22 protein-coding genes and 2 pseudogenes are annotated in these 22,103 nt (G+C 61.9%); 16 read left to right on the top strand and 8 right to left on the bottom strand.

Features of this window, described 5'->3' with window-relative positions; all coding sequences use genetic code 11:
• On the top strand, positions 1–2,394 hold a 2,394-nt coding region (locus tag D1641_RS15905; RefSeq protein ID WP_160667435.1), incomplete at its 5' end, for a xanthine dehydrogenase family protein molybdopterin-binding subunit.
• A gap of 298 nt (positions 2,395–2,692) precedes the next feature.
• Complete coding sequence (locus D1641_RS15900) at positions 2,693–3,301, top strand: helix-turn-helix transcriptional regulator (protein WP_160667433.1); 609 nt, start codon at positions 2,693–2,695, stop codon at positions 3,299–3,301.
• 142 nt (positions 3,302–3,443) lie between these two features.
• Here D1641_RS15900 and D1641_RS15895 read toward each other — a convergent pair whose 3' ends face one another.
• Complete coding sequence (locus tag D1641_RS15895) at positions 3,444–4,145, bottom strand: DUF5714 domain-containing protein (RefSeq protein WP_160667431.1); 702 nt, start codon at positions 4,143–4,145, stop codon at positions 3,444–3,446.
• 224 nt (positions 4,146–4,369) lie between these two features.
• On the opposite strand from D1641_RS15895, the gene D1641_RS15890 reads away from it, so the two are divergent.
• The 3 genes and pseudogenes from D1641_RS15890 to D1641_RS15880 all read left to right on the top strand — a co-directional run bounded on the left by D1641_RS15890 (position 4,370) and on the right by D1641_RS15880 (position 6,755).
• Positions 4,370–5,089 (top strand): hypothetical protein, encoded by a 720-nt coding sequence (locus D1641_RS15890; RefSeq protein WP_160667428.1) that lies wholly within the window; start codon positions 4,370–4,372, stop codon positions 5,087–5,089.
• 354 nt (positions 5,090–5,443) lie between these two features.
• Positions 5,444–5,566, top strand: a pseudogene (locus D1641_RS15885) (EamA family transporter); the annotation flags it as partial.
• A gap of 82 nt (positions 5,567–5,648) precedes the next feature.
• The gene (locus D1641_RS15880; RefSeq protein ID WP_160667426.1) at positions 5,649–6,755 is read left to right on the top strand and encodes an S-layer homology domain-containing protein; all 1,107 of its coding nucleotides are present in this window, start codon (positions 5,649–5,651) and stop codon (positions 6,753–6,755) included.
• Between the two features lie 185 nt (positions 6,756–6,940).
• On the opposite strand, the gene D1641_RS15875 is transcribed toward D1641_RS15880, so the two are convergent.
• Entirely contained in the window at positions 6,941–8,227 is a 1,287-nt protein-coding gene (locus D1641_RS15875) for an O-acetylhomoserine aminocarboxypropyltransferase/cysteine synthase family protein (protein ID WP_160667424.1), read from the bottom strand.
• A 262-nt stretch (positions 8,228–8,489) separates the two neighbouring features.
• On the opposite strand from D1641_RS15875, the gene rpsB reads away from it, so the two are divergent.
• Entirely contained in the window at positions 8,490–9,224 is a 735-nt protein-coding gene (gene rpsB / locus D1641_RS15870) for a 30S ribosomal protein S2 (RefSeq protein ID WP_160667422.1), read from the top strand.
• 112 nt (positions 9,225–9,336) lie between these two features.
• On the top strand, positions 9,337–10,257 hold the full coding sequence (tsf, locus tag D1641_RS15865) for a translation elongation factor Ts (RefSeq protein WP_160667420.1): 921 nt from the start codon (positions 9,337–9,339) through the stop codon (positions 10,255–10,257).
• Between the two features lie 124 nt (positions 10,258–10,381).
• Here the strand turns inward: tsf and D1641_RS15860 are convergent, their stop codons facing one another.
• The 6 genes from D1641_RS15860 to D1641_RS15835 all read right to left on the bottom strand — a co-directional run bounded on the left by D1641_RS15860 (position 10,382) and on the right by D1641_RS15835 (position 14,643).
• On the bottom strand, positions 10,382–10,729 hold the full coding sequence (locus D1641_RS15860; protein ID WP_160667418.1) for an arsenate reductase family protein: 348 nt from the start codon (positions 10,727–10,729) through the stop codon (positions 10,382–10,384).
• Between the two features lie 59 nt (positions 10,730–10,788).
• Entirely contained in the window at positions 10,789–10,968 is a 180-nt protein-coding gene (locus tag D1641_RS15855; protein WP_160667416.1) for a hypothetical protein, read from the bottom strand.
• 75 nt (positions 10,969–11,043) lie between these two features.
• Positions 11,044–11,631, bottom strand: a complete 588-nt coding sequence (locus D1641_RS15850) for a chromate transporter (RefSeq protein ID WP_160667414.1) — start codon at positions 11,629–11,631, stop codon at positions 11,044–11,046.
• The gene (locus D1641_RS15845) at positions 11,628–12,224 is read right to left on the bottom strand and encodes a chromate transporter (protein ID WP_160667412.1); all 597 of its coding nucleotides are present in this window, start codon (positions 12,222–12,224) and stop codon (positions 11,628–11,630) included. Before D1641_RS15845 ends, D1641_RS15850 begins: the two co-directional genes overlap by 4 nt.
• 106 nt (positions 12,225–12,330) lie before the next feature.
• Positions 12,331–13,419 (bottom strand): redox-regulated ATPase YchF, encoded by a 1,089-nt coding sequence (gene ychF / locus D1641_RS15840; RefSeq protein WP_160667410.1) that lies wholly within the window; start codon positions 13,417–13,419, stop codon positions 12,331–12,333.
• 42 nt (positions 13,420–13,461) lie between these two features.
• Entirely contained in the window at positions 13,462–14,643 is a 1,182-nt protein-coding gene (locus D1641_RS15835; protein ID WP_160667407.1) for a pyridoxal phosphate-dependent aminotransferase, read from the bottom strand.
• Positions 14,644–14,924: 281 nt separating this feature from the next.
• On the opposite strand from D1641_RS15835, the gene D1641_RS15830 reads away from it, so the two are divergent.
• The 9 genes and pseudogenes from D1641_RS15830 to D1641_RS15790 form a co-directional block, all read left to right on the top strand.
• Positions 14,925–15,680 carry a phosphoenolpyruvate-utilizing N-terminal domain-containing protein gene (locus D1641_RS15830; protein WP_160667405.1) on the top strand — a complete coding sequence of 252 codons (756 nt, stop codon included), beginning with the start codon at positions 14,925–14,927 and terminating at the stop codon, positions 15,678–15,680.
• A gap of 310 nt (positions 15,681–15,990) precedes the next feature.
• Positions 15,991–16,227: an acyl carrier protein gene (gene acpP, locus D1641_RS15825; protein WP_160667403.1), complete on the top strand. Its 237-nt coding sequence runs from the start codon at positions 15,991–15,993 to the stop codon at positions 16,225–16,227.
• 18 nt (positions 16,228–16,245) lie between these two features.
• Positions 16,246–16,662 carry an acetyl-CoA carboxylase biotin carboxyl carrier protein subunit gene (locus D1641_RS15820; protein ID WP_160667401.1) on the top strand — a complete coding sequence of 139 codons (417 nt, stop codon included), beginning with the start codon at positions 16,246–16,248 and terminating at the stop codon, positions 16,660–16,662.
• A gap of 4 nt (positions 16,663–16,666) precedes the next feature.
• A complete protein-coding gene (gene accC, locus D1641_RS15815) occupies positions 16,667–18,058 on the top strand; it encodes an acetyl-CoA carboxylase biotin carboxylase subunit (protein WP_160667399.1) in 1,392 nt (463 codons plus the stop codon).
• Complete coding sequence (accD, locus tag D1641_RS15810) at positions 18,055–18,909, top strand: acetyl-CoA carboxylase, carboxyltransferase subunit beta (protein WP_347707451.1); 855 nt, start codon at positions 18,055–18,057, stop codon at positions 18,907–18,909. Before accC ends, accD begins: the two co-directional genes overlap by 4 nt.
• A complete protein-coding gene (locus D1641_RS15805; protein WP_160667396.1) occupies positions 18,906–19,730 on the top strand; it encodes an acetyl-CoA carboxylase carboxyltransferase subunit alpha in 825 nt (274 codons plus the stop codon). The genes accD and D1641_RS15805 overlap by 4 nt, the downstream gene beginning before the upstream one ends.
• Positions 19,727–20,668 carry a beta-ketoacyl-ACP synthase III gene (locus D1641_RS15800; protein ID WP_160667394.1) on the top strand — a complete coding sequence of 314 codons (942 nt, stop codon included), beginning with the start codon at positions 19,727–19,729 and terminating at the stop codon, positions 20,666–20,668. Before D1641_RS15805 ends, D1641_RS15800 begins: the two co-directional genes overlap by 4 nt.
• A 167-nt stretch (positions 20,669–20,835) precedes the next feature.
• The gene (locus tag D1641_RS15795; protein ID WP_160667392.1) at positions 20,836–21,771 is read left to right on the top strand and encodes a nitronate monooxygenase; all 936 of its coding nucleotides are present in this window, start codon (positions 20,836–20,838) and stop codon (positions 21,769–21,771) included.
• A pseudogene (locus D1641_RS15790) lies at positions 21,762–22,103 on the top strand (nitronate monooxygenase); the annotation flags it as partial. The gene D1641_RS15795 and the pseudogene D1641_RS15790, both read left to right, overlap by 10 nt.

Raw genomic sequence — 22,103 nt, 5'->3', positions numbered from 1 at the left:
CCCCTGGTGCGGCCCACCGCCCTGGCCAAGGTCTGCGGCCTGTACGACTACGGCGACGACCAGGAGCTGTCCTTCCCCGAAAATACCCTCTTTGGCGCCATTGTCCAGCCCCGTGTGGCCCACCACGCCAAAATTCTGGCCATCCACACCGAGGAGGCAGAGAAGATGCCCGGCGTCTACAAGGTGGTCACCGCCGCTGACCTGAAAGCCACCGGTGCCTCCAATGTCCTGGCTGAGGGCCAGCTTCACGAGCGCTCCACTGTGCTGGAGTCCTCCCGCCGCGTGCTGTGCGACGAGAAAATCTTCCGCTACGGCGATGTGGTGGCTGTGGTCTGCGCCGACACCCGGGCCCATGCCCAGGCTGCCGCAGCCAAGGTGACCGTGGACATCGAGAAGCTCCCCGAGGCCATGAGCTATCTGGAGGCTGTCATGCCCGACGCCACCCGTGTCCACGACGACACCCCCAACATCTACTGCGAGCAGCCCCTGCTCAAGGGCGTGGGCCTGGAGGATGCCGAGAAGGTCCGTGAGATGATTGACAGCGCCCCCAACGTGGTGGAGGGCTCCTTCCACTCCACCCGCCAGCCCCACATGTCCATTGAGGGCGATGTGCTCCAGAGCTACTTTGATGAGGACGGCTTCCTCACCTTCCAGTGCAAGAGCCAGGGCGTCTACACCTCCATCAGCCGTGTGGGCAGCAGTCTGGGCGTTCCCACCAGCAAGCTGCGCGTTCTGATGAATCCCACCGGCGCCAGCTTCGGCTGGTCCACCAACGCCAGCGACCTGGCCCTGTGCGGCGCCTGCACCGTGGTCACCGGCATGCCTGTATCCCTGTCCATGACCTATGAGGAGCACCAGCACTTCTCCGGCAAGCGGGCTCCCGCCTACTCCAACGGCCGGCTGGCCTGCGACAGCGAGGGCAGGATTATCGCCGCCGAGTATGACTTCGGTGTGGACCACGGCGCCTACTCCTGGGGCGGCGACGACCTGATTACCAAGGTGGTCCGCCATGTCTACTTCCCCTACAACGTGCCCCACGTGGCAGCTCTGGGCCGCATCGCCAACACCAACCACAACTTTGCCACCGCCTACCGCTCCTACGGCTCCCCCCAGGCCTACACCCACTCCGAGTCCATGATGGACCTGATGGCCGAGAAGCTGGGTCTGGATCCCTTCGAGATCCGCTGGCGCAACATCGCCCACGAGGGCGACACCACCACTGCCAGCTACGAGTATCCCCAGTACCCCATGGAGGAGATCATGAAGCGCGCCAAACCCATCTATGAGGAGATGAAGGCCCACGCCAAGGCTGCCTCTACACCGGAAAAGCTGCGCGGTGTCGGCGTGGCCTGGGGCGGCTTCAACGTCACCGAGGGGGTCACGGACGAGGCCTATGCCGATCTGGAGCTGAATCCCGACGGCACCATCACCAAGTACGACACCTACCAGGAGTTGGGCCAGGGCGGCGACATCGGCTCCCTCATGCTCACCCTGGAGGCCCTGAAGCCCCTGGGCATCAGGCCCGACCAGGTCAAACTCATCCAAAATGACACCAAGCTGTGCCCCGACTCCGGCATGTCCGGCGCCAGCCGCACCCACTTTATGAGCGGCAAGGCCACCATCGACGCGGCCAACAAGCTGATGGACGCCATGCGCAAGCCCGACGGCACCTACCGCACCTATGAGGAGATGGTGGCTGAGAACATCCCCACCCGCTGCCGCGGCCGTTATACCTGCACCACGGTGGAGACCCGGGCTGGCAAGCTGTGCCGCATGGACCCCAACACCGGCGTGGGCAACCCCAACCCCGCCTACACCTACTGCTTCAATATCGCTGAGGTAGAGGTGGACGTCAAGACGGGCAAGGCCAGCTGCGTCCGCTTCGCCTGCGTCACCGATGTGGGAAAATTGGGCAATGTGGCGGCCGTTCTGGGCCAGGCCTACGGCGGCATCTCCCACTCCATCGGCTTCGCCCTTACCGAGAACTATGACGACGTAAAGATCCACAGCAATATCGCCCGGTCCGGCGTGCCCTACTGCACCGACACCCCCGACGACATCAATGTGGTGTTCTATGAGCGGCCCGATGAGGAGGGCCCCTTCGGCTCCTCCGGCGCCTCCGAGGCCTTCCAGTCCTCCGGTCATGTGGCCGTGCTGAACGGGATCAGGAACGCCTGCGGCGTGCGCATTTACGAGCTGCCCGCCTCCCCCGATAAGATCAAGGCCGGCATGGACGCCATCGCCGCCGGCCAGGAGCCCTACAAGCCCGAGAAGTACTTCCTGGGCAGCGATCTCTATGAGGAGCTGGAGTACATCAGGGCCAATCCCGTTCCCTTTGGCGGAAATGCCTTCTATGTGCCTCTGGACGACAAGAATGCAGCCCGTCCTTTCTAGACCCGACTGCGATTTCCCTCTCCATATCTCTGTACATGAGGGCCGCAGGCAGACTGCCTGCGGCCCGCTAATTTTATCCCAGTCTGGGAGCTGTGTGCAGCTTCCGGAAACAGCTTGCCGCCTGAATGCCCGAGCGCTCATATGCCGTCCGCCGGTCTGTGTCTGTCTGTGCCTCAAAAGAGTCAGTCAATCCGTGTAAGTTTCATTTCGGAAAAATTTTTATTTCATAAGGCTGGTAAAATGATGTGCAGATATGATAAAATGGAAATAGTATGGCAATCAGACAGGAGGATACGCTATGAAAAATCAGGGGCAAGTATCGGAATCTTTGGGGAGCACACTGCGTAGCCTGCGCCAGCAGTACGGCTTAACATTGCAGGAAATGGCGGAAAAAACCGGCCTATCCGCTGGATTCCTCAGCAAAATTGAACGGGGAGCCAGCCAGCCGACCATCAACAATCTGCAAAAAATCTGTTATGTGCTCCACGTCACGATCAATGACCTGGCCGTTCCAAATTTAGAGGAACCAGCCAGCCGGGAGGAGCCCTCTTCCAAGCTTCCTTCGCTGATTACGCCCGAGCAGCGTTCATTGATCTATAATCTGAATGATGTAGTAAAGCTGGAGTCTATTTTCTCTTCCAGTTCAGATTATAAGCTGGATGCCATGACTTTAGCCGGCGGCAGCGCGGAGTATGTTTCGTCGAAGCACCGATATGATGAGATTGGGATCGTTGCCCAGGGCGCAATGGAAATTCAGTTTGGGAACGGGCAGGTATTTGTCCTCAACGAGGGGGCCGCGCTGCTTATTCCGTCAGATACCGAGCATAAAGTGCGCAAGCTGTCAGAGGGCATCTGCATCAGCTTTTGGTTCAAATTGGTAAGCGAGGAGGATAACCCCGGCATCTGATCCGGCAAAGCGCAGAAGCGGCGGGTCCGCCCACCCTCCTCCGGCGGGGGTGGGCCGTGAACATCCGGCTGGTTCCGCAGGACTTCTGTCCTTGCAAAATGCTCCAGGGGACAGCCCTGCTTCGGGCCATCCCCTGGATAAATTATGGTTTTTTATGATTTGCCCTTGAAAACGGACAGCGCATCCCGATGCATTGATTGTTCTGAGCCGAATAATCGCATACGACCTCCTGCCGCTCCATTTCTATCCCAAGGTGCTCCCGCACAAAATCGACAGCGGCCAGGATGGACAGAAACGAGTCCCGCTTGCAGCATCGGGGGCCGCCGACAGTTCCGATCTGCTCCAACGCCTTCGACGTCATCAGGTTGGAGAGGCCAAAGGGCTCAACGGTCAGCGGGGTGGATTTTGAAATGATCGATACAAACATGCCGGCGCTGATGCCGGCTCCGCAGGCCCCCCAGAAGCCGCAGGTGCCGCCAGGGACGCTTTTACCCCGATTCATCATTTCAATTAGGGCTGTGTGCAGATCAATTTCACCACCCGCGTTTTTATATGCCGTCAGCAGGGCGGCGCCTGCCATGACATGGTGCTCCGGCCCGTGCATATGGCAGAACGGCTGGTTCATCATTTGAGTGATAATTTTAACGGGGTCCTTAGACGTCTCAGAGAGACATGCCCCAATGATGGAGTCCAGGCCCTTCGTGTGGCACTCGCTGCAAACATAGTGTCCATTCATGCACCTGGTCTTGCTGCTCTCCCGCTTGTGGCAGAGAGAGCACTCCATCATCTCATCCGCTTCCAAATACTCCAGGGAATCGCCGCAGATCAGACATTCTTCCTTCATGGCGGATTTGCTCCTTTATCAGATCAATATACACCATTATAACATAAACTGCCGAGCGGAGGCAAGCGCGCACAGCTTTCATCAGCCGGTAACTGCTCCATCCCGGCCGGTTTTTCTTCTTTCCTGAAAAATCTTCCCCGCTTGGCGTTAGGTTTCTGTTAATCCGCTTGTTCTGTCCCCTCCGGATGTGTTATGATAGGCGCGATAGAAAGAGAGGCGGTTCCATGTCTCCCATCTCCAAGGTCACCCGGCGCTACATCCGGGAATTTCTGTTCCGGCTGACGGTCTTTCTGCTCGTTGGCGGGGCGTATTTTCTCTGCCCCGACCGGCTGGACTTTACCGCTCGAAGCCTGTCCTGGCCGCTGCTCCTGCTGTGGGGGGCGGTGCTGGTCTCCATGCTCTCCCAGCTCGACGCCAACAGCGGGCTGACCACCGGATGCCTCAAGCAGTATCCAGGCCGCTTCGACCCCGTCCCGAACTATGACCCTCAGGCGCTGGCCCAGGCGGTGCGCCGGCAGGACAGGGGAGCGGCGCGGGTGGCGGCGGTGTGGCTGGCTGTCAACCTGAGCTTCGGCCTGCTGTACCACCGGGGACTGCTGCAAGCCTCCACTCTGGTGCTCCTGTGCGCTCTGGCCTATCTCTGCGACCTGGTGTGCGTGCTGTTCTTCTGTCCCTTCCAGTTCTTCCTGATGGGCAACCGCTGTTGCGTCAACTGCCGTATCTTCGCCTGGGGCTCCTGGATGATGGCCGCTCCCCTGATGTGCGTCCCCCACTGGTACTCCTGGACCCTGTTTGGGACCGGGCTGCTGGTGCTGTGCGTGTGGGAGGTTCGGTTCCGCCGTTATCCGGAGCGCTTCTGGTTCGGCTCTAACCGGAATCTCCAGTGTGCCTCCTGCAAGGAGCAGCTGTGCCGCTACAAGTGGCCCCGCAGGCGCGGCGGCTGATCTGAAAAGCTGGGCAGGCCCGCCATCGGCGGGCCTGCCGTCTGTTTTTTTGCCTGCAGCAATATGCAGAATGCCTGACAGTAGTCTGTAGGGGCGGCGTCCTCTGCTAGGGAGTGTCCTTTCCGCAGATTTTATGTAGGGGCGGATATCATCCGCCCGTTCTGCCGGTACACACCGTATGATCGTGCGGGCGCACAATGTGCGCCCCTACAGAGATGTCAAAAAATCAATCAGCATGAAATGCGCAGATGGGCACTCCCCTCCGCTATGCCTCCTGTTCAAAGCCGGATTTGCGTGGTATAATGGCCGTATGCAGATTTGCGCTGTCTGCGGCATGTTTTAGGTGGAGAAGCTATGTGGTTTTTATTTGCGTTGGGCTCGTCAATATTCGCGGCGCTGACCTCCATCCTGGCCAAGATAGGCGTTGAGGGCGTTAACTCAACCCTCGCCACAGCCATCCGAACCAAGGTGTCTTTATTAGGCCGTGTAAAAAACATACCTGCACTGGGAACTTTTTACGAAAGCATGCGTCAAAATTTTCTGAAAGGAGATGTGTAACATGAATCAGAAATTAGCAGCCCTCGCGCTGAGCGGCGTACTGCTCTGTTCAGCGGCCGTTCCCACCCTGGCGGCAGGCAGCGCCCCGTCCGCCTTCCAAGTATTGGAGGATGCAGAAATGGAAAATGTTCAATCTCTGCCAAGCAGCGTGCTGGACTATGGAGAGGTCAAGGCGATTCTCACCGGGGCGGACGGAACGGTCACCGGCCTGCACATGGACTGCGAGCAGTCGGGCGAATATGTGATGAGGATCTCCGACGAGACCTTCTGGATTGACAGCGGCAGGCAGGCCCCCGGCTCACCCTCTGATTTGGCGGTGGGGGAGCGGCTCTATGTGTTCCACAGCTCTGTCTCCACCCGGTCCATGCCGCCCCAGTCTGCCGCCTTCGCGGTTGTGCGCAATGTCCCTCAGGATGCGGGCTGCGCGATGTACTGCAAGGTGGAGGCGGTAACGGAGCAGGAGGGGCAGAGCCGGATTACCACGGACAACGGCGGACTGTTTCTGTACGCCGGCCAGGAAACCACTCTGTCCAGCTATACGGGGAACCCCGTAACGCTGAACGACATCCAGCCCGGGACCTGCATTATGGCCTGGTATGAGGCGGTGGCGCTGTCCTACCCCGGCCAGGCCTGCCCGCGGCACATTATGGTGCTGGACCAGGTTCCCGCCGCTCAGACGCTGACTCGCTCCGCCCTGATCGGTCTGCTTCACGAGGCGGAGGGAAAGCCCGTGGTCAACTATTTGATGAACTACAGCGACGTGGACCAGTCCGCGCCCAACGCGGAGGCCATCCGCTGGGCCAGCAGCGAGGGGATTATCAGCGGCTACGGTGACGGAAGGGTCGGCCCCGATGACCCTGTGAGCCGGGAGCAGCTGGCGGTGATTCTCTGGCGCTGGGCGGGCAGCCCCATGCTGATGGACTACCCCGGCCTTGGCAGCTACAGCGATGTGGGAGATATCTCCCTGTTTGCCCAGCCTGCGCTGGCATGGGCACATCAAAAGGGCCTGATCCCCGCCGACGGCCGGCTGGGGCCGAAGGATACGGCGTCTCCGGCTGAGGCGGAGGCCATGCTCACCACCCTTCAAGGGGCGAAAAAGGTTCTGTAAAGGGTGCCCGAAAATTAGACAAAGCCCAGTGGTGCAAGCAGCCAAAAGGGCTCGCCGTCTGTGAAGAGCAGGCGGCGAGCCCTTTTATAGCAGCCATCAGAACGCTCTGACAAACGGGCTGTCCGCTGCCGGCAATTTTGCAGATTGTTGCAGGGCCTGTTTGACCGGGGCGCGTTAAATGCGGGTCAGCTCTGAGCCACGGCGGCAAACCCCTTTTCCAGGTCGGCGATGATGTCGTCGATGTGCTCCGTGCCGATGGACAGGCGGATGGTGTTGGGGTGTATGCCCTGGTCCAGCAACTCCTCAGGGGAGAGCTGGGCGTGGGTGGTGGTGGCCGGGTGGATGACCAGAGACTTCACGTCCGCCACGTTAGCCAGCAGGGAGAAAATCTCCAGGTTGTCGATAAACCTGTGAGCCTCCGGCTGGCCGCCCTTGATCTCAAAGGTGAAGATGGAGGCGCCGCCGTTGGGGAAATATTTTTCATACAGGGCGTGGTCGGGATGACCGGGCAGAGAGGGGTGGTTGACCTTCTCCACCTGGGGGTGAGAGGCCAGAAAGTCCACCACCTTTTTTGTGTTTTCAGCATGGCGCTCCAGCCGCAGGGACAGGGTCTCCACCCCTTGGAGGAGCAGGAAGGCGTTGAAGGGGGAGATTGCAGCTCCAGTGTCCCGGAGCAGAATGGCCCGGATGTAGGTGACGAAGGCGGCGGGACCGGCGGCGTCCACAAAGCTGACCCCGTGGTAACTGGGGTTGGGCTGGGCAATGGGGGCGTATTTGCCAGAGGCCCTCCAGTCAAACCTTCCGCTGTCCACGATGATACCGCCCAGAGCGGTGCCGTGTCCGCCGATGAACTTCGTGGCGGAGTGGACCACGATGTCTGCCCCATGTTCCATGGGCCGAATGAGGTAGGGGGTGCCGAAGGTGTTGTCGATGACCAGGGGCAGGCCGTGGGCGTGGGCAATTTCCCCGGCGGCGTCAATGTCAGGGATGTCGCTGTTGGGGTTTCCCAGCGTTTCCAGGTAGATGGCCTTGGTGTTGGGCCGGATGGCCGCGGCGATGGCGTTCAGGTCGTGAACATCTACGAAGGTGGTCTGAATGCCATACTGGGGCAGTGTGTGGGCCAGCAGGTTATAGCTTCCGCCATAGATGGTCTTTTGGGCCACGATATGGTCCCCGGCCTGGGCCAGCGCCTGGATGGCGTAGGTAATCGCCGCCGCGCCGGAGGCCAGCGCCAGCGCCGCCACGCCCCCCTCCAGGGCGGCGATGCGCTTTTCCAGCACATCCTGAGTGGAGTTGGTCAGCCGGCCATAGATATTTCCGGTGTCCTCCAGCCCGAACCGGGCGGCGGCGTGGGCGGAGTCCCGGAACACATAGCTGGTGGTCTGATAGATGGGCACCGCCCGGGCGCCGGTGGCAGGGTCGGGCTGCTCCTGGCCGACGTGGAGCTGCAGGGTTTCAAATTTATAACTCATGGGAAATATCCCCCTTCTCTGGTGTTGGTGTAAGTATATTCCCATAAACCCACTTTGTCAATAGGGAAATGAGCTCTTAAAATACTGATTTATCCTGCTCTAAATCCCAAAAAACAGTTGCATTTCTGGAAAAACTGTGGTATACTACCCCAGCATTATGCGTGGGAGTGCGGATCATCCGCCCGGTGCCCGGATAAAATGCCGGGTTGGCGGAGGATATGATGCCCCCAGAAGAATAACTGAAAAACAGGAGGAAAAAACTATGGCAGTCGTATCTATGAAGCAGCTGCTGGAGGCCGGCGTACACTTCGGCCACCAGACCCGCCGGTGGAACCCCAAGATGGCCACCTACATCTACACGGAGCGCAACGGGATCTATATCATTGATCTCCAGAAGACCGTGAAGAAGCTGGAGGAGGCCTATAATTTCGTCCGCTCTCTGGGCGAGAAGGGCGAGACCCTGCTCTTCGTGGGCACCAAGAAGCAGGCTCAGGAGGCCATCAAGGAGGAGGCCGGCCGTGTGGGCATGTACTGGGTGAACGCCCGGTGGCTGGGTGGTATGCTCACCAACTTCAAGACCATGCGCGGCCGCGTGGACCGTCTGGCCCAGCTGAAGCGGATGCAGGAGGACGGCACCTTCGACATGCTGCCCAAGAAGGAAGTCATCAAGCACATGGGCGAGATTGCCAAGCTGGAGAAGTATTTGGGCGGCGTGACCGAGATGAAGAAGCTGCCCGGCGCCCTGTTTGTGGTTGACCCCCGCAAGGAGCGCAACGCCATCAACGAGGCCCGCAAGCTCCACATCCCCATCGTAGCCATTGTGGATACCAACTGCGACCCCGACGAGATCGACTACGTGATCCCCGGCAACGACGACGCCATCCGCGCCATCAAGCTGATCTCCTCCGTCATGGCCAACGCCATCCAGGAGGGCCGTCAGGGCCAGGATGCCGCCCCCGCCGCGGAGGCCGCCGAGACCCCCGCCGCCGCGGAGTAATTACAAAATCATGTGTAGGGCGTGACGACCCCGGCACGCCGCCTTAAAAGGCGCACGCGTCGCGCCGGGCCGTCGCGCCCTGCTCTATCACAATATTTTGGAGGTTATTATTATGGCAATCACCGCAAAAGACGTACAGAAGCTGCGCGAGATGACTGGCGTAGGTATGATGGACTGCAAAAAGGCCCTGGTAGAGGCTGACGGCGACTTCGACAAGGCCATCGAGTGGCTGCGTGAGAAGGGCCTTGCCGCCCAGACCAAGAAAGCCGGTAAGGTGGCCGCCGAGGGTGTGTCCCTGGCGATGGTGGCCGACAACGGTGTAGGCGTGCTCATTGAGGTCAACTCCCAGACTGACTTTGTCGCCAAGAACGACGTGTTCCAGGGCTTTGTCAAGGACGTGGCCGCCGTCATTGCCGCTGAGGACCCCGCCGATGTGGAGGCAGTGAAGAACTGCAAATACCTCGGCACCGACCGCACCATCGCCGACGTCACCGCCGACAAGGTGCTGGCGATCGGTGAGAATATCCAGATCCGCCGCTTCATCCGCTATGGCGAGGGAGTGAACGTGCCCTATGTCCACATGAACGGCAAGGTGGGCGTGCTGGTCAACCTGGAGGTTGAGGGCATCGACGCCGCCAAGGTGGTGGAGCTGGGCAAGGACGTGGCTATGCAGATTTGTGCCATGAACCCCACCTATCTGGACAAGTCCGACGTGAGCCAGGAGGTGCTGGACAAGGAGAAGGAAATCCAGCTGGCCATTATGGCCAACGATCCCAAGATGGCCGCCAAGCCTGAAAAGGTGAAGGAGGGCATCGTTATGGGTAAGCTGGGTAAGTACTATGAGGAGAACTGTCTGCTCCAGCAGGCCTTCGTCAAGGAGAACAAGATCTCCGTAGAGAAGCACGTGGCTGCCGTAGCCAAGGAGCTGGGCGGCAAGATCACCGTGAAGGCCTTTACCCGCTTCGCCACCGGCGAGGGCATCGAGAAGGCCGGGGACGACTTCGCCGCTGAGGTCGCCTCCATGATTAAGTAAGCACCAATCCCCTTCAAGCCAGGAGCTTTCGGCACTGCCAATTCAATAAAAGAGCGGATGGACAAAGTCCATCCGCTCTTTTATTATGGCCGCACGGCGCCTGTCATTCAACTCTGGGGAGGAATTACAGCTTTTCCTCCCACTCACCCTGACGGAACCCGACGCGCACAAAGTCGTCCCCTGCCAGAATGGGCCGCTTTACCAGCATTCCATCGGAGGCCAGCAGCGCCAGCTGCTCCTCCTCGCTCATAGAGGGCAGCTTGTCCTTCAGCTCCAGCGCCCGGTACTGCATACCGGAGGTGTTGAAAAATTTTTTCAGCGGCAGTCCGCTGACCCTCCACCAGGTCCGCAGCTCCTCAACAGTGGGATTTTCCTCTTTTATATTCCGCTGCGCGCAGGACACGCCCCGCTCATCCAGGAATTTTTTGGCTCTCTGGCAGGTCGTACATTTGGGGTACCATAGAAACAGCATAATTTCGCGCTCCTTGTCGTTTTTAGACGATCATACCATATTTTCTCAAGTCGCGCAAGTCAATCCCGGCTTAGCTCGTCGGCCAGCATTTTCAGCTCCCCCAGGGTGGACACGGTGATCCCGCTCTCCAGCAGCCGCAGCTGGGCTCTGGCGGGCATCTGGTCCCAGTAGGACAACAGCGCGGCGTCGTGGCCCACCACATCCTGGGGCAGGCGGTAATACTGCTCAAATTGCTCCACAGACACTCCCCTCCCGGAACCAGTCTGCCCAGGAGCGGCGGAACCTATGCGCGGGGGCCGGGCGGCGGACCGCTCCTAAAATTGGAACACCACGCCTGCCACGGCGGCAGCGGCAATAAAGGCCACCGGGTGCAGCTTTTTCAGCGGCGTGTAGCGCATACAGACAAACACGGCCACGGTCAAAATCAGGGCGGGCCAGTTGAGGCCAAAGGTGTGCTCCGCCGCTCCGCCCGCCGCGGTCAGCACCGACAGAGCCACGCTCAGTCCGGCGGAGGCGATGAGGGCGGTGGATGCGGGCCGCAGGCCCTGAAAAACGGCGTCCACCGTTCTGGACTGTCGGAATTTCTGCAAAAAGCCGGCGATAATCACGATGACAATGACCGACGGAGTGACAAGGCCCAGGGTGGCCAGCACCGCGCCCGCCAGACCGCCCAGCGGTCCCCCCGCCATGCTGCCCGTCTGGAAGCCCACATAGGTAGCCATGTTCACCCCCATGGGGCCGGGGGTGGACTCAGACACGGCGATCATGGTGGTCAGGTCCACGTCGGTGAACCAGCCCGTCTGAGCCCCCATGTCCCGGAGAAAGGGGATGGTGGCCAGGCCGCCGCCCACGGCGAAGAGGCCCACCTTGGCAAACTCAAAAAACAATCTGATAAAAATCATTTGCCCTCACCGCCCTTCTTTCCTCCATAGAGGAGATAGCCCACGACTCCAGCCAGCACAATGAGCACCACCGGGGAGGTGAGGCTGTCCATCACAGTCCCATAGGCTCCGGCGCCGAAGCTGACCAGGCTCCCCGCCGCCGACAGGGCCAGCACACACAGGAAGATGGCGATGGCCGCCCCGTTTTTCAGGGTGGACTTGCCCAGCTTCAGCACGCTGGAGGCAATCAGCGCCACCACGGCGGCGTTGATGCCCGCCAGGGCGTGCTGTACCACCGGGATGTCCGCGAAATTAGACAGAAAGGCGGCGATGGCAGTGATAATCACAAGGGAGGGGAACACCACCCCCAGGGTGGTGAGCACGCCGCCGGGGATGCCCCTGTGCTTGTAGCCGATGAAGGTGGCGGTGTTGACGGCGATGATGCCCGGGGTGCACTGTCCCACAGCAAAGTAGTCAGTGAGCTCCTCGTCGGTGGCCCAGCCCTTCTTTTCCACCACCTCCCGCTGGAGGATGGGCAGCATGGCGTAACCCCCGCCGAAGGTACACACCCCCACCTTGGCGAAGGTGAGGAAAAGGTCGAGATAGATGTTCAACTGGTTTCACTCCTATTGATTTGTGTAGGGGGCGGCCTCTGTGCCGCCCTGCCGTTCACAGGCCCGTGGTGGAGAAGGGGGCGGCCTCCGCGCCGCCCCCTGCCGGTCACACGTTGAATCGGAACAGGATAATATCCCCGTCCTGGACCACGTACTCCTTGCCCTCGGAGCGGATGAGCCCCTTCTCCCGGGCGGCGGCCATGCTCCCGCAGGCCATCAGATCCTTATAGGAGATGACCTCGGCCCGGATAAAGCCCCGCTCGAAGTCGGAGTGGATCTTGCCGGCGGCCTGGGGGGCCTTGGTGCCCCGGGTGATGGTCCAGGCCCGGCACTCGTCCTCCCCAGAGGTGAGGTAAGAGATCAGTCCAAGGAGGGTGTAGCTGGCCTTTACCAGCCGGTCCAGGCCGCTCTCGGCCACCCCCAGGTCGTCCAGGAACATCTGCTTCTCCTCGCCGTCCAGTTGGGCAATCTCCGCCTCCAGCTTGGCGCACACGGGGATTACCTGGGCCCCCTGCTCCTTTGCCCGCTGCTCCACCTGGCTGTAGTAGGGGACGGCGGCCGGATTGGAAAAGCCGTCCTCATCCAGGTTGGCGGCGTAGATCACCGGCTTGAGGGACAGCAGCTCGCAGTCGGGGTATTCGGCCCCAATGTCCACCTCGGTGTAGCTCCGGGCGGACCTGCCGTCGTTGAGCCAGGCCCGCAGGCCCTCAAAGTCCTCCGCCTCCCGGAGGAACTTCTTGTCCCCCTTAGCCATCTTTTTGGCCTTGTCGATGCGCCGCTCCACCATCTCCAGGTCGGCCATCACCAGCTCCAGGTCGATGGTGTCCATATCCCGCACCGGGTCGGTAGACCCCTCCACATGGATGACGTTGCTGTCGTCAAAGCAGCGGACCACATGGACAATGGCGTCTGTGACACGGATGTTACCCAGGAATTTGTTGCCCAGACCCTCGCCTCTGGACGCTCCCTTCACCAGGCCGGCAATATCCACAAACTCGATGACCGCCGGAGTGGTTTTCTTGGGGTGATACATCTCCGACAGCTTGTCCAGCCGGGCGTCGGGCACCGCCACCATGCCCACATTGGGGTCGATGGTGCAGAAGGGGTAGTTGGCGCTCTCCGCGCCGGCGTTGGTAATGGCATTAAACAGGGTGCTCTTGCCCACATTGGGCAGACCCACGATTCCTAATTTCATAGTTCTCTCTTCCTCCTGATTTTTCAAGGGTTTCCGCCGGCATTACCGATAGGACTCCGCCAGCTCCTTAAACTTGGGCAGGGCCCGGCGGATCATGTCGGTCTGGACGCAGTAGGAGATCCGGGTATGTCCGGGGGCGCCGAAGCCCGAGCCGGGGACAATGAGCAAATCCAGCTTCTTGGCCCGCTCGCAGAAGGCCGCGTCGTCCGCCTCCAGCGTCCGGGGGAACAGATAGAAGGCCCCCTGGGGCTCCACCACGTGGTAGCCCATCTCCCGCAGGGAGGTGACCAGCAGCCGGGCGTTCTCCTCATAGACCTTGATGTCGGAGGTCAGGTCACAGCACCGGGAGGTGACCTGTTGGAACAGGCTGGGGGCGCACACATAGCCCAGGGACCGGCCCGCCCCCGCCACCGCGGCATATACGTCGCCGCTCTCCGCCGCCTCCTTGGGCACCAGCACGTATCCGAGGCGCTCGCCGGGCAGGGAGAGAGACTTGGAGAAGGAGTAGCACACGATGGTGTCCCGGTAGAGGCTGGGTACCCAGGGCACCTCCACCCCGGCATAGACGATCTCCCGGTAGGGCTCGTCGGAGATGAGGTAGATGGGGTGGCCGTACTCCTGGCTCTTCCTGGTGAGAATACCGGCCAGCCGCTCAAGCGTCTCACGGGAGTACACCGTGCCGGAGGGGTTGTTGGGGCTGTTGATGAGCACCCCCTTGGTGTGCTGGCTGAGGGACCGCTCAAAGATGTCAAAGTCGATCTGGAAGGCCTCGACCTCCGGCGGAATCAGGACCATTTTGGCCCCGGCCCCCTCAATAAACACCTTATACTCGGGGAAGTAGGGGGCAAAGACGACGAACTCGTCCCCGGGACAGGACAGGCCGTTAAACACACAGCACAGAGAGGCGGCGGCCCCCACCGTGAGGTAGAAGCGGTCGGCGGTATAGTCCGTTCCAAAACGGCGGTTCAGCGAGTCGGCAAAGCGCTGGCGGGCGTCGGCTGCCCCCTGTGCGCTGGTATAGGCGTGAATCTGGTCCGGCTGCTCTCTGAGCAGGCGGATGGCCGTCTCATTGACGGCGTCGGGGGAGGGGACGCTGGGGTTGCCAATGGAGAAATCAAAGACATTCTCCCGGCCAACGTGGGCCGCCCGGGCATTGCCGTATTCAAACAGCTCACGAATCACAGACCGGGCGGTGCCCAGCCCCCTCATACGTTCAGAAACCATGGAAAGACCTCCTGCATTTTATCACGGCCGACGCCATCAGACGGGCCGGTTTTTCTGGCTTATTATAGCATAATGGTTTATTGGAGTAAAGCGAAAAATAGATAGCGATTGCTAAAACCAAATGAAAAATTACAAAAAATTGCTATTCGCCCAGAAGTAGACAAATGATTCTTTTGGAATGATGACAGATTTGGAAAAAACTCACCTTTACAAAAAAGGGTGAGAGGAGCTATAATTTAAAAAAATTATAGATATTGATCTCTCAGAGAGGGGGCGGTTAAATGCAGGTCCTGACCGGCAAAGCGATCATGAATCAAATTGTGGCGGGCCGTCTGTGCTTTTATCGCCGCCCTGTGCCCCAGATTCAGATGTACACACACGGGGGCTGGCGGCAGGAGGTCAACCGCTTCCACCGGGCCCAGCAGCTGGCCATCCTGGAGCTGAACACCCTCTACCACCGCGCCCTGAATCAGGTGGGCGACGGGGTAGCCTCTATCTTCCTGATTCACGGGATGCTGCTGGAAGATCACGACTATGTGGAGACCATCCGGACCCTGATCAACGGCCAGAGTGCCACGGCGGAATACGCTGTCCAGATGGCGGAGGTCGGCTTCTCCGCCGCCTTCGCCGCCATGGACAGTCCCTATATGCAGGCCAGGGCGGCGGATATCCGGGACATCTCTCAGCGGGTGCTCCGGGCTCTGATGGGCGGGCGGCAGACGCTGCTGATGGAGGAGCCCGCCATCCTGGTGTCTGACGATTTCCTGCCCAGCGAGGTGATGGACTTCGACCAGCGCCGGCTGCTGGGACTCATCACCCGGAAGGGAAGTCTGGACAGCCACACCGCCATGCTGGTCCGGGCCTACCATATCCCTGCCATTGTGGAGGTCCCCCTCCTCGCCCGATATGAGGGGCACCCCGCCCTGATGGACGGATACACCGGCAGCGTCTACATAGACCCGGAGCAGGAGCAGCTGGAGACTCTGCGTGAGCTCTATCAGGCCAACGGCCGCCCCAAAGGCCTTGCCCGCATATAGCTGGCGGGATGCCTCTTCAAGGCATAGTTCCCCGTCATAGCGTATCCAAACGACAGTGTAAAACCGCGGAAGCCCTGGTGCTTCTGCGGTTTTTTGCGTCCCTCTACTCCTCACGGCCCATCGCCGCCCCTTCAGTCCGATGGAAAGGGAGCCGGGAAACCGGGCAATATTTGTGAGAAACAGAGAAAACCCCGGCGGAGGGAAAATTCTTCTTGACAGTGGAACAGTTTTCCATATAATAAGGCTCAAGTATTTTAGTTAAAATCATTTAGATAAAATACTTGAAATTTTGAAAGGCAGGTAAACTGAAATGGAAATTACCTTTGAGAATGTACGTGACATCATTGTTGAGACGCTGAGCTGCGACGCCGGGGATGTCAAGCCGGAGACCAATCTGATTGAGGACCTGGAGGCCGACTCCCTGGAGATCGTGGAGCTGTCCATGGCCCTGCAGGAGAAGCTGGGCGCCGGCATCGAGGACGAGGACCTGGAGAAGATCCACACCGTTCAGGACATCCTGGACTACATCAAGAGCAAGCAGGCGTAACACGCCAGGAGGCTGCCCATGGAATTACAGGAATTATACGGTCTGATGGACCGCTTTGCCGCCTCCGGCCTGACGGCCCTGGAGTGGAAGCGCGGAGAGGAGAAAATCAGCCTGCGCCGGGAGATGACCGCGGCCCCAGCCATGGCCGCTCCCGCTCCGGCCCCGGCTTCTCCCGCCCCGGCGGAGCGGGAGGAGGGCGAAGTGGTGTCCGCCCCTCTGGTGGGGGTGTTCTACGCCGCTCCCGCCCCGGAGGAGTCCCCCTATGCCGTCCCTGGGACCCGGGTGAAGAAGGGGGACACTCTCTGCCTCATTGAGGCCATGAAGATGATGAGCGAGGTCCCCGCCCCCGCCGACTGCGTGGTGGAGGAGGTCCTGGCCAAGGACGGCGAGGCGGTGGGGATGGGCGCCCCCCTGTTCCGCGTCCGGAGGGTGTAAAGCCATGGTAAAGCGTGTGTTGATTGCTAACCGGGGGGAGATCGCCCTGCGGGTGATCCGGGCCTGCCGGGAGCTGGACATCGAGACGGTGGCCGTGTACTCCCAGGCCGACGAGAGCTCCCTGGCCGCCCAGCTGGCCACCCGGTCGCTGTGCATTGGCCCGGCCCGGGCGGCGGACAGCTACCTCAATCAGGACGCCATCCTCTCCGCTGCTCTGGCAAGCAGGTGCGACGCCATCCACCCCGGCTATGGCTTTCTGTCGGAAAACCCGGACTTTGCCGACCGCTGCGTCCAGGCCGGGCTGAAATACATCGGCCCCTCCGGGGACGTGATCCGGAAGCTGGGCAGCAAATCCGCCGCCCGCACCCTGGCCCAGAGCGCCGGGGTGCCGGTGGTGCCCGGCTCCGACGGGGCGCTGAAAAACGCCCGTCAGGCCAGGGAGCTGGCCGAGAAGGTGGGTTATCCCGTCCTGCTGAAGGCCTCCGCCGGAGGCGGGGGCCGGGGGATGCGTCAGGCCGGCGGATCGGAGGACATCGACCGGGCCTTTCAGGAGGCCAAGGCCGAGGCGGTGGCCTGTTTCGGCGACGGGGAGCTCTATCTGGAGAAGCTGGTGGTCAACCCCCGGCACATTGAGTTCCAGATTATGGCTGATACTCAAGGCCATGTGGTCCACCTGGGGGAGCGGGACTGCTCCATCCAGCGCCGCCGGCAGAAGCTGATAGAGGAGTCCCCCTCCAAGGCCCTCACCCCCGCCCTGCGGGAGGAGATGGGCCGGGCCGCCGTGGCCGCCGCCAAGGCGGCGGGCTATGTGGGGGCCGGAACGGTGGAATTTGTCCTCTCACCCGGCGGACAGTTCTACTTTATCGAGATGAACACCCGCATTCAGGTGGAGCATCCGGTCACCGAGCTGGTCACCGGTGTCGATCTGGTGAAGGAGCAGCTCCGTGTGGCCTCCGGCCTGCCCCTGTCCTTCACCCAGGAGAATATTCAGGTGACCGGCCACGCCATTGAGTGCCGCGTCAACGCCGAGGACCCGGAGCGGGACTTTATGCCCTGTCCGGGAACCACCACCTTCCTCCACCTGCCCGGAGGGCCTGGGGTCCGGGTGGACACCGCTCTGTACACCGGCTATGAGGTGCCCCCCTACTACGATTCCCTGGCCGCCAAGGTGCTGGTCCACGCCCCTACCCGGCTGGAGGCCATCCGCCGGATGCGCCGGGCCCTGGAGGAGCTGATTATCGAGGGCTACCCCACCAACGCCCCTCTGGCCCACCTGATTATGCACGACCCTGAGTTTGTCCGGGGCCGGTATGACACCGGATTCCTGGATAAAAACCTGGACCGGCTGCTGGAGCTGGCCCGGACCTGTGACTGTCTGATGGAGGAAGAGCCGTGAACAGAACATTTTCCCAGCGCCGGGATCGGCTGCTGATCTATCGGGCCATGCGGGAGGGGAAGCTCACATCTTCCCGGCGGAGCAGGTGCTCCGCCTGCGGGGAGGAGAGCCCCAGCCTGGAGTGGGACCGGAACTTACAGGTCTGCCCCAAATGCGGCTTCCACGCCCCCATCGGGGCCTACTACCGCCTTGCCAACATTCTGGACCCCGGCTCCTTCCAGGAGCTGGAGGAGAAGCTGTCCCCCGCTGACCCGCTGCACTTTCCCGACTACCCGGCCAAGCTGGCTGGGCTGGAGGAAAAGACCGGCCTGAGAGACGCGGCGGTGGCCGCTCTGGGAAGGATTGAAGGCCGCAAGGCGGTTTTTGCCGTGCTGGACAGCCAGTTCCTCATGGGCAGCATGGGCACGGCGGTGGGGGAGAAGGTCACCCGGGCCGCCGAGTACGCTGCCCGGAAAAAGCTGCCCCTGGTGATTTTCTCCGCCAGCGGCGGAGCCCGGATGCAGGAGGGCATCTTCTCCCTGATGCAGATGGCAAAGACCGCCGCCGCCATCCAGCGGTTTCAGCGCGGGGGCGGGCTGTACATCTCCTGCTTTACCCACCCCACCACCGGCGGGGTGACGGCCAGCTTCGCCTCCCTGGGGGACATTATGCTGGCTGAGCCGGGAGCTCTTATTGGCTTTGCCGGCCCCCGGGTCATTGAGCAGACCATCAAGGAACAGCTCCCCGAGGGCTTTCAGAGGGCAGAATACCTGCTGGACCACGGCTCTCTGGACCGGATCGTCCCCCGGAAGGAGTGGCGGGCGGTCCTGTCCCAGCTGATGGCCCTGCACGAAGGGGGGAAGCGCTCATGAGCCGCCTGAGTCCTGCGGAAAAAGTGAAAATTGCCCGCCACCCGGAGCGTCCGGGGACGGCGGATTTTATCGACGCCCTGTTTACCGACTTCTTTGAGCAGCGGGGAGACCGGCTGTACGGCGAGGACGGCAGTATTCTGGGGGGCATCGCCCGGTTCCACGGCCAGCCTGTCACAGTGATCGGCCACCGGAAGGGAAAAAATCTGGAGGAAAACCTGCGCTGCAACTTCGGGATGCCCTCCCCCGAGGGCTACCGCAAGGCCCAGCGGCTGATGCGCCAGGCGGAGAAGTTTGGCCGGCCCATTATCACCTTTGTGGACACCCCGGGGGCCTACCCCGGCAGGGAGGCGGAGGAGCGGGGCCAGGGGGAGGCCATTGCCCAGTGCCTGGCCCTGATGAGCGCCCTGGAGGTGCCCGTCATCTCGGTGATTACCGGCGAGGGGGGCAGCGGCGGGGCCTTGGCGCTGGCCGTAGCCAACCGGGTGCTCATGCTGGAGCACGCGGTCTACTCCGTCCTCTCCCCTGAGGGCTTCGCCTCCATCCTGTGGAAGGCCTCCTCCCGTGCGGACGAGGCCTGCGGCGTGATGAGACTCACCGCCCAGGACCTGCGCCGGGGCGGCATTGTCCAGGGGGTCCTCCGGGAGCCTGAGGGGGGAGCCCACACCGACTGGCAGGCCACCTTCCGCACGGTGGACGCCGCCCTGGTGAAGGAGTTGGCCGGACTGGAGAAGATGAAGGGTTCGGCTTTAGCAAAGCAGAGATATGAGATGTTCCGGGCCATGGGGCAGAGCCTGCCCCCGGCCAGGGAGGAGGAGCCATGAGCGCGCCCCGGATTTTAGCCACCGGACGGTGCCTGCCGGAGCGGGTGGTGACCAATGAGGACCTGAGCCGGACGGTGGACACCAGCGACGAGTGGGTGTTCAGCCGCACCGGAATCCACCAGCGGCACTTCTGCACGTCAGAGACCGGACTTGATCTGGCTGTTCACGCGGCCCGTCAGGCCATGGACCGGGCGGGGCTGACCGCCGGGGATATCGGTGTGTGCATCGCGGCCACCTTCACCCCCGACCATGCCAGCCCCTCCACCGCCTGTCTGCTCCAGCGGGAGCTGGGGCTGGAGGAGGACACCCTCTGCTTCGACCTGAACGCCGCCTGCGCCGGGTTTCTCTACGGCCTGAAAACCGCCCACGCCCTGCTCTGTGACGCCCCCCGGCCCTGCGCCCTGATTGTGGGGGCGGAGGTCATCAGCCGGGTGATGGACCACACCGACCGGAACACCTGCGTCCTCTTCGGGGACGGGGCGGGGGCTGCGGTGGTCCGCCGGGAGGAGGGCCGCAGCTGGCACACCGTATTCGGCTCCCGGGGGGACCCGGACAGCATCCGGGTCCAGGGGCCGGGACCGGCCCCCTCCGCCATCCATATGGACGGCAGGGCGGTGTTCCGCTTCGCCGTGGAGGTGGTGGAGAAATCCATCCGACAGCTGCTGGAGGTGGAGGGCCTGGAGTCCGTCAACGACCTGGACCTGGTGGTCTGTCACCAGGCCAACGCCCGGATCATCGACTTTGTAGCAAAGAGACTAAAGGCCCGGGAGGGTCTGTTCTATAAAAATATGGACCGCTACGGCAACACCTCCGCCGCCAGCATCCCCATCGCCCTGGACGAGCTGGTCCGGGACGGGGCTCTGCGCCCCGGGATGCGGATTGTAACGGTGGGCTTCGGCGGGGGCCTGACCTGGGCCGGGGCGCTGCTGCGGTGGTAGGGGTATGTTCGTAGGGGGCGGCCTCTGCGCCGCCCCGTCTTTCCGGACGCCGCCATAAATCGGCGGGGCGGCACAGAGGCCGCCCCCTACATACGCTTTGCAGGGGCCGCCGCCCTCGGCGGCCTGGACTCAAAAGGACGGAGCCATTCAATAAGGAGTGGGAAACCATGAAATTAAACGAAATTCTGGGAACCGAGTTCCCCATTATCCAGGGCGGCATGGCCAACATTGCCACCGGCGAATTTGCCGCCGCCGTCTCCAACGCCGGGGCGCTGGGGCTGATCGGCGCGGGAGGCATGAACGCGGAGCAGCTCCGGGAGCAGATCCGCACCTGTAAGTCCCTTACCGATAAGCCCTTCGGGGTGAACATCATGCTGATGAACCCCGCCGCCCCCGAGATGGCCCGGGTGGTCATTGAGGAGGGGGTGAAGGTGGTCACCACCGGAGCGGGGGTGCCCAGCCAGTTTGTCCCCGCCTGGAAGGAGGCGGGCATCAAGGTATTCCCCGTGGTCCCCGCCACCACCCTGGTGAAGCGGCTGGAGCCCCTGAGGGTGGACGGCTTTATCGCCGAGGGCACCGAGAGCGGCGGCCACGTGGGGGAGCTTACCACCATGGCCCTGGTGCCTCAGGTCTGTGAGGTCACCGATCTGCCCGTCATCGCCGCCGGGGGCATCGCCGGCGGCAAACAGCTGGCCGCTGCCTTTGCCCTGGGGGCCTGCGGCGCCCAGGTGGGCACCTGCCTGCTGGTGAGCGAGGAGTGCCCAATCCACGACAACTACAAGCAGGCCGTTTTAAAGGCCAAGGACAGCGATACCACGGTAACCGGCCGGTCGGTGAACGCTCCCGTCCGTATTTTAAAGAACCAGATGTCCCGGGAGTATTTAAAACAGGAGCGGGCTGGGGCCTCCCGGGAGGAGCTGGAGAAATTTACCCTGGGCTCCCTGCGCCGGGCGGTTTTCGACGGCGACACCAAGACCGGCTCCCTCATGTGCGGCCAGAATGCCGGCCTGCTCCACGAGATCCGCCCCCTGCGGGCCATTCTGGAGGAGATGATGGGGGATTGCAGGACCGTCCTGACGGAGACGGAGGAAAAATGGCGGTAAGAATTGGCAGCAAGACCCTCCCCCTGCCTATCCTTCAGGGGGGTATGGGCGTAGGGATCAGCCTGGACGGGCTGGCCGGAGCGGTGGCCGCGAAGGGCGGTATGGGGACCATCTCCACCGCCGCCTGCGGCTTTCAGGAGCCGGACTATGAGACCGATCCCCAAGGGGCGAACCTGCGGGCCCTGGAGCGCCAGGTCCGCCGGGCCAGGGAGCTGGCCCGGGGAGCGGGGCTGGTAGCGGTCAACGCTATGGTGGCCACGGCCCAGTACGCCGACAGCGTCCGCACCGCCCTGCGAGCCGGGGTGGACGCGGTGGTCAGCGGGGCGGGCCTG

Source organism: Colidextribacter sp. OB.20, from assembly GCF_009911595.1.
In the GTDB taxonomy this organism is placed as follows: Bacteria; Bacillota; Clostridia; order Oscillospirales; family Oscillospiraceae; genus Lawsonibacter.
The sequence above is the reverse complement of the archived record's forward strand: the minus strand, read 5'-3'. Positions and strand labels throughout refer to the sequence as shown.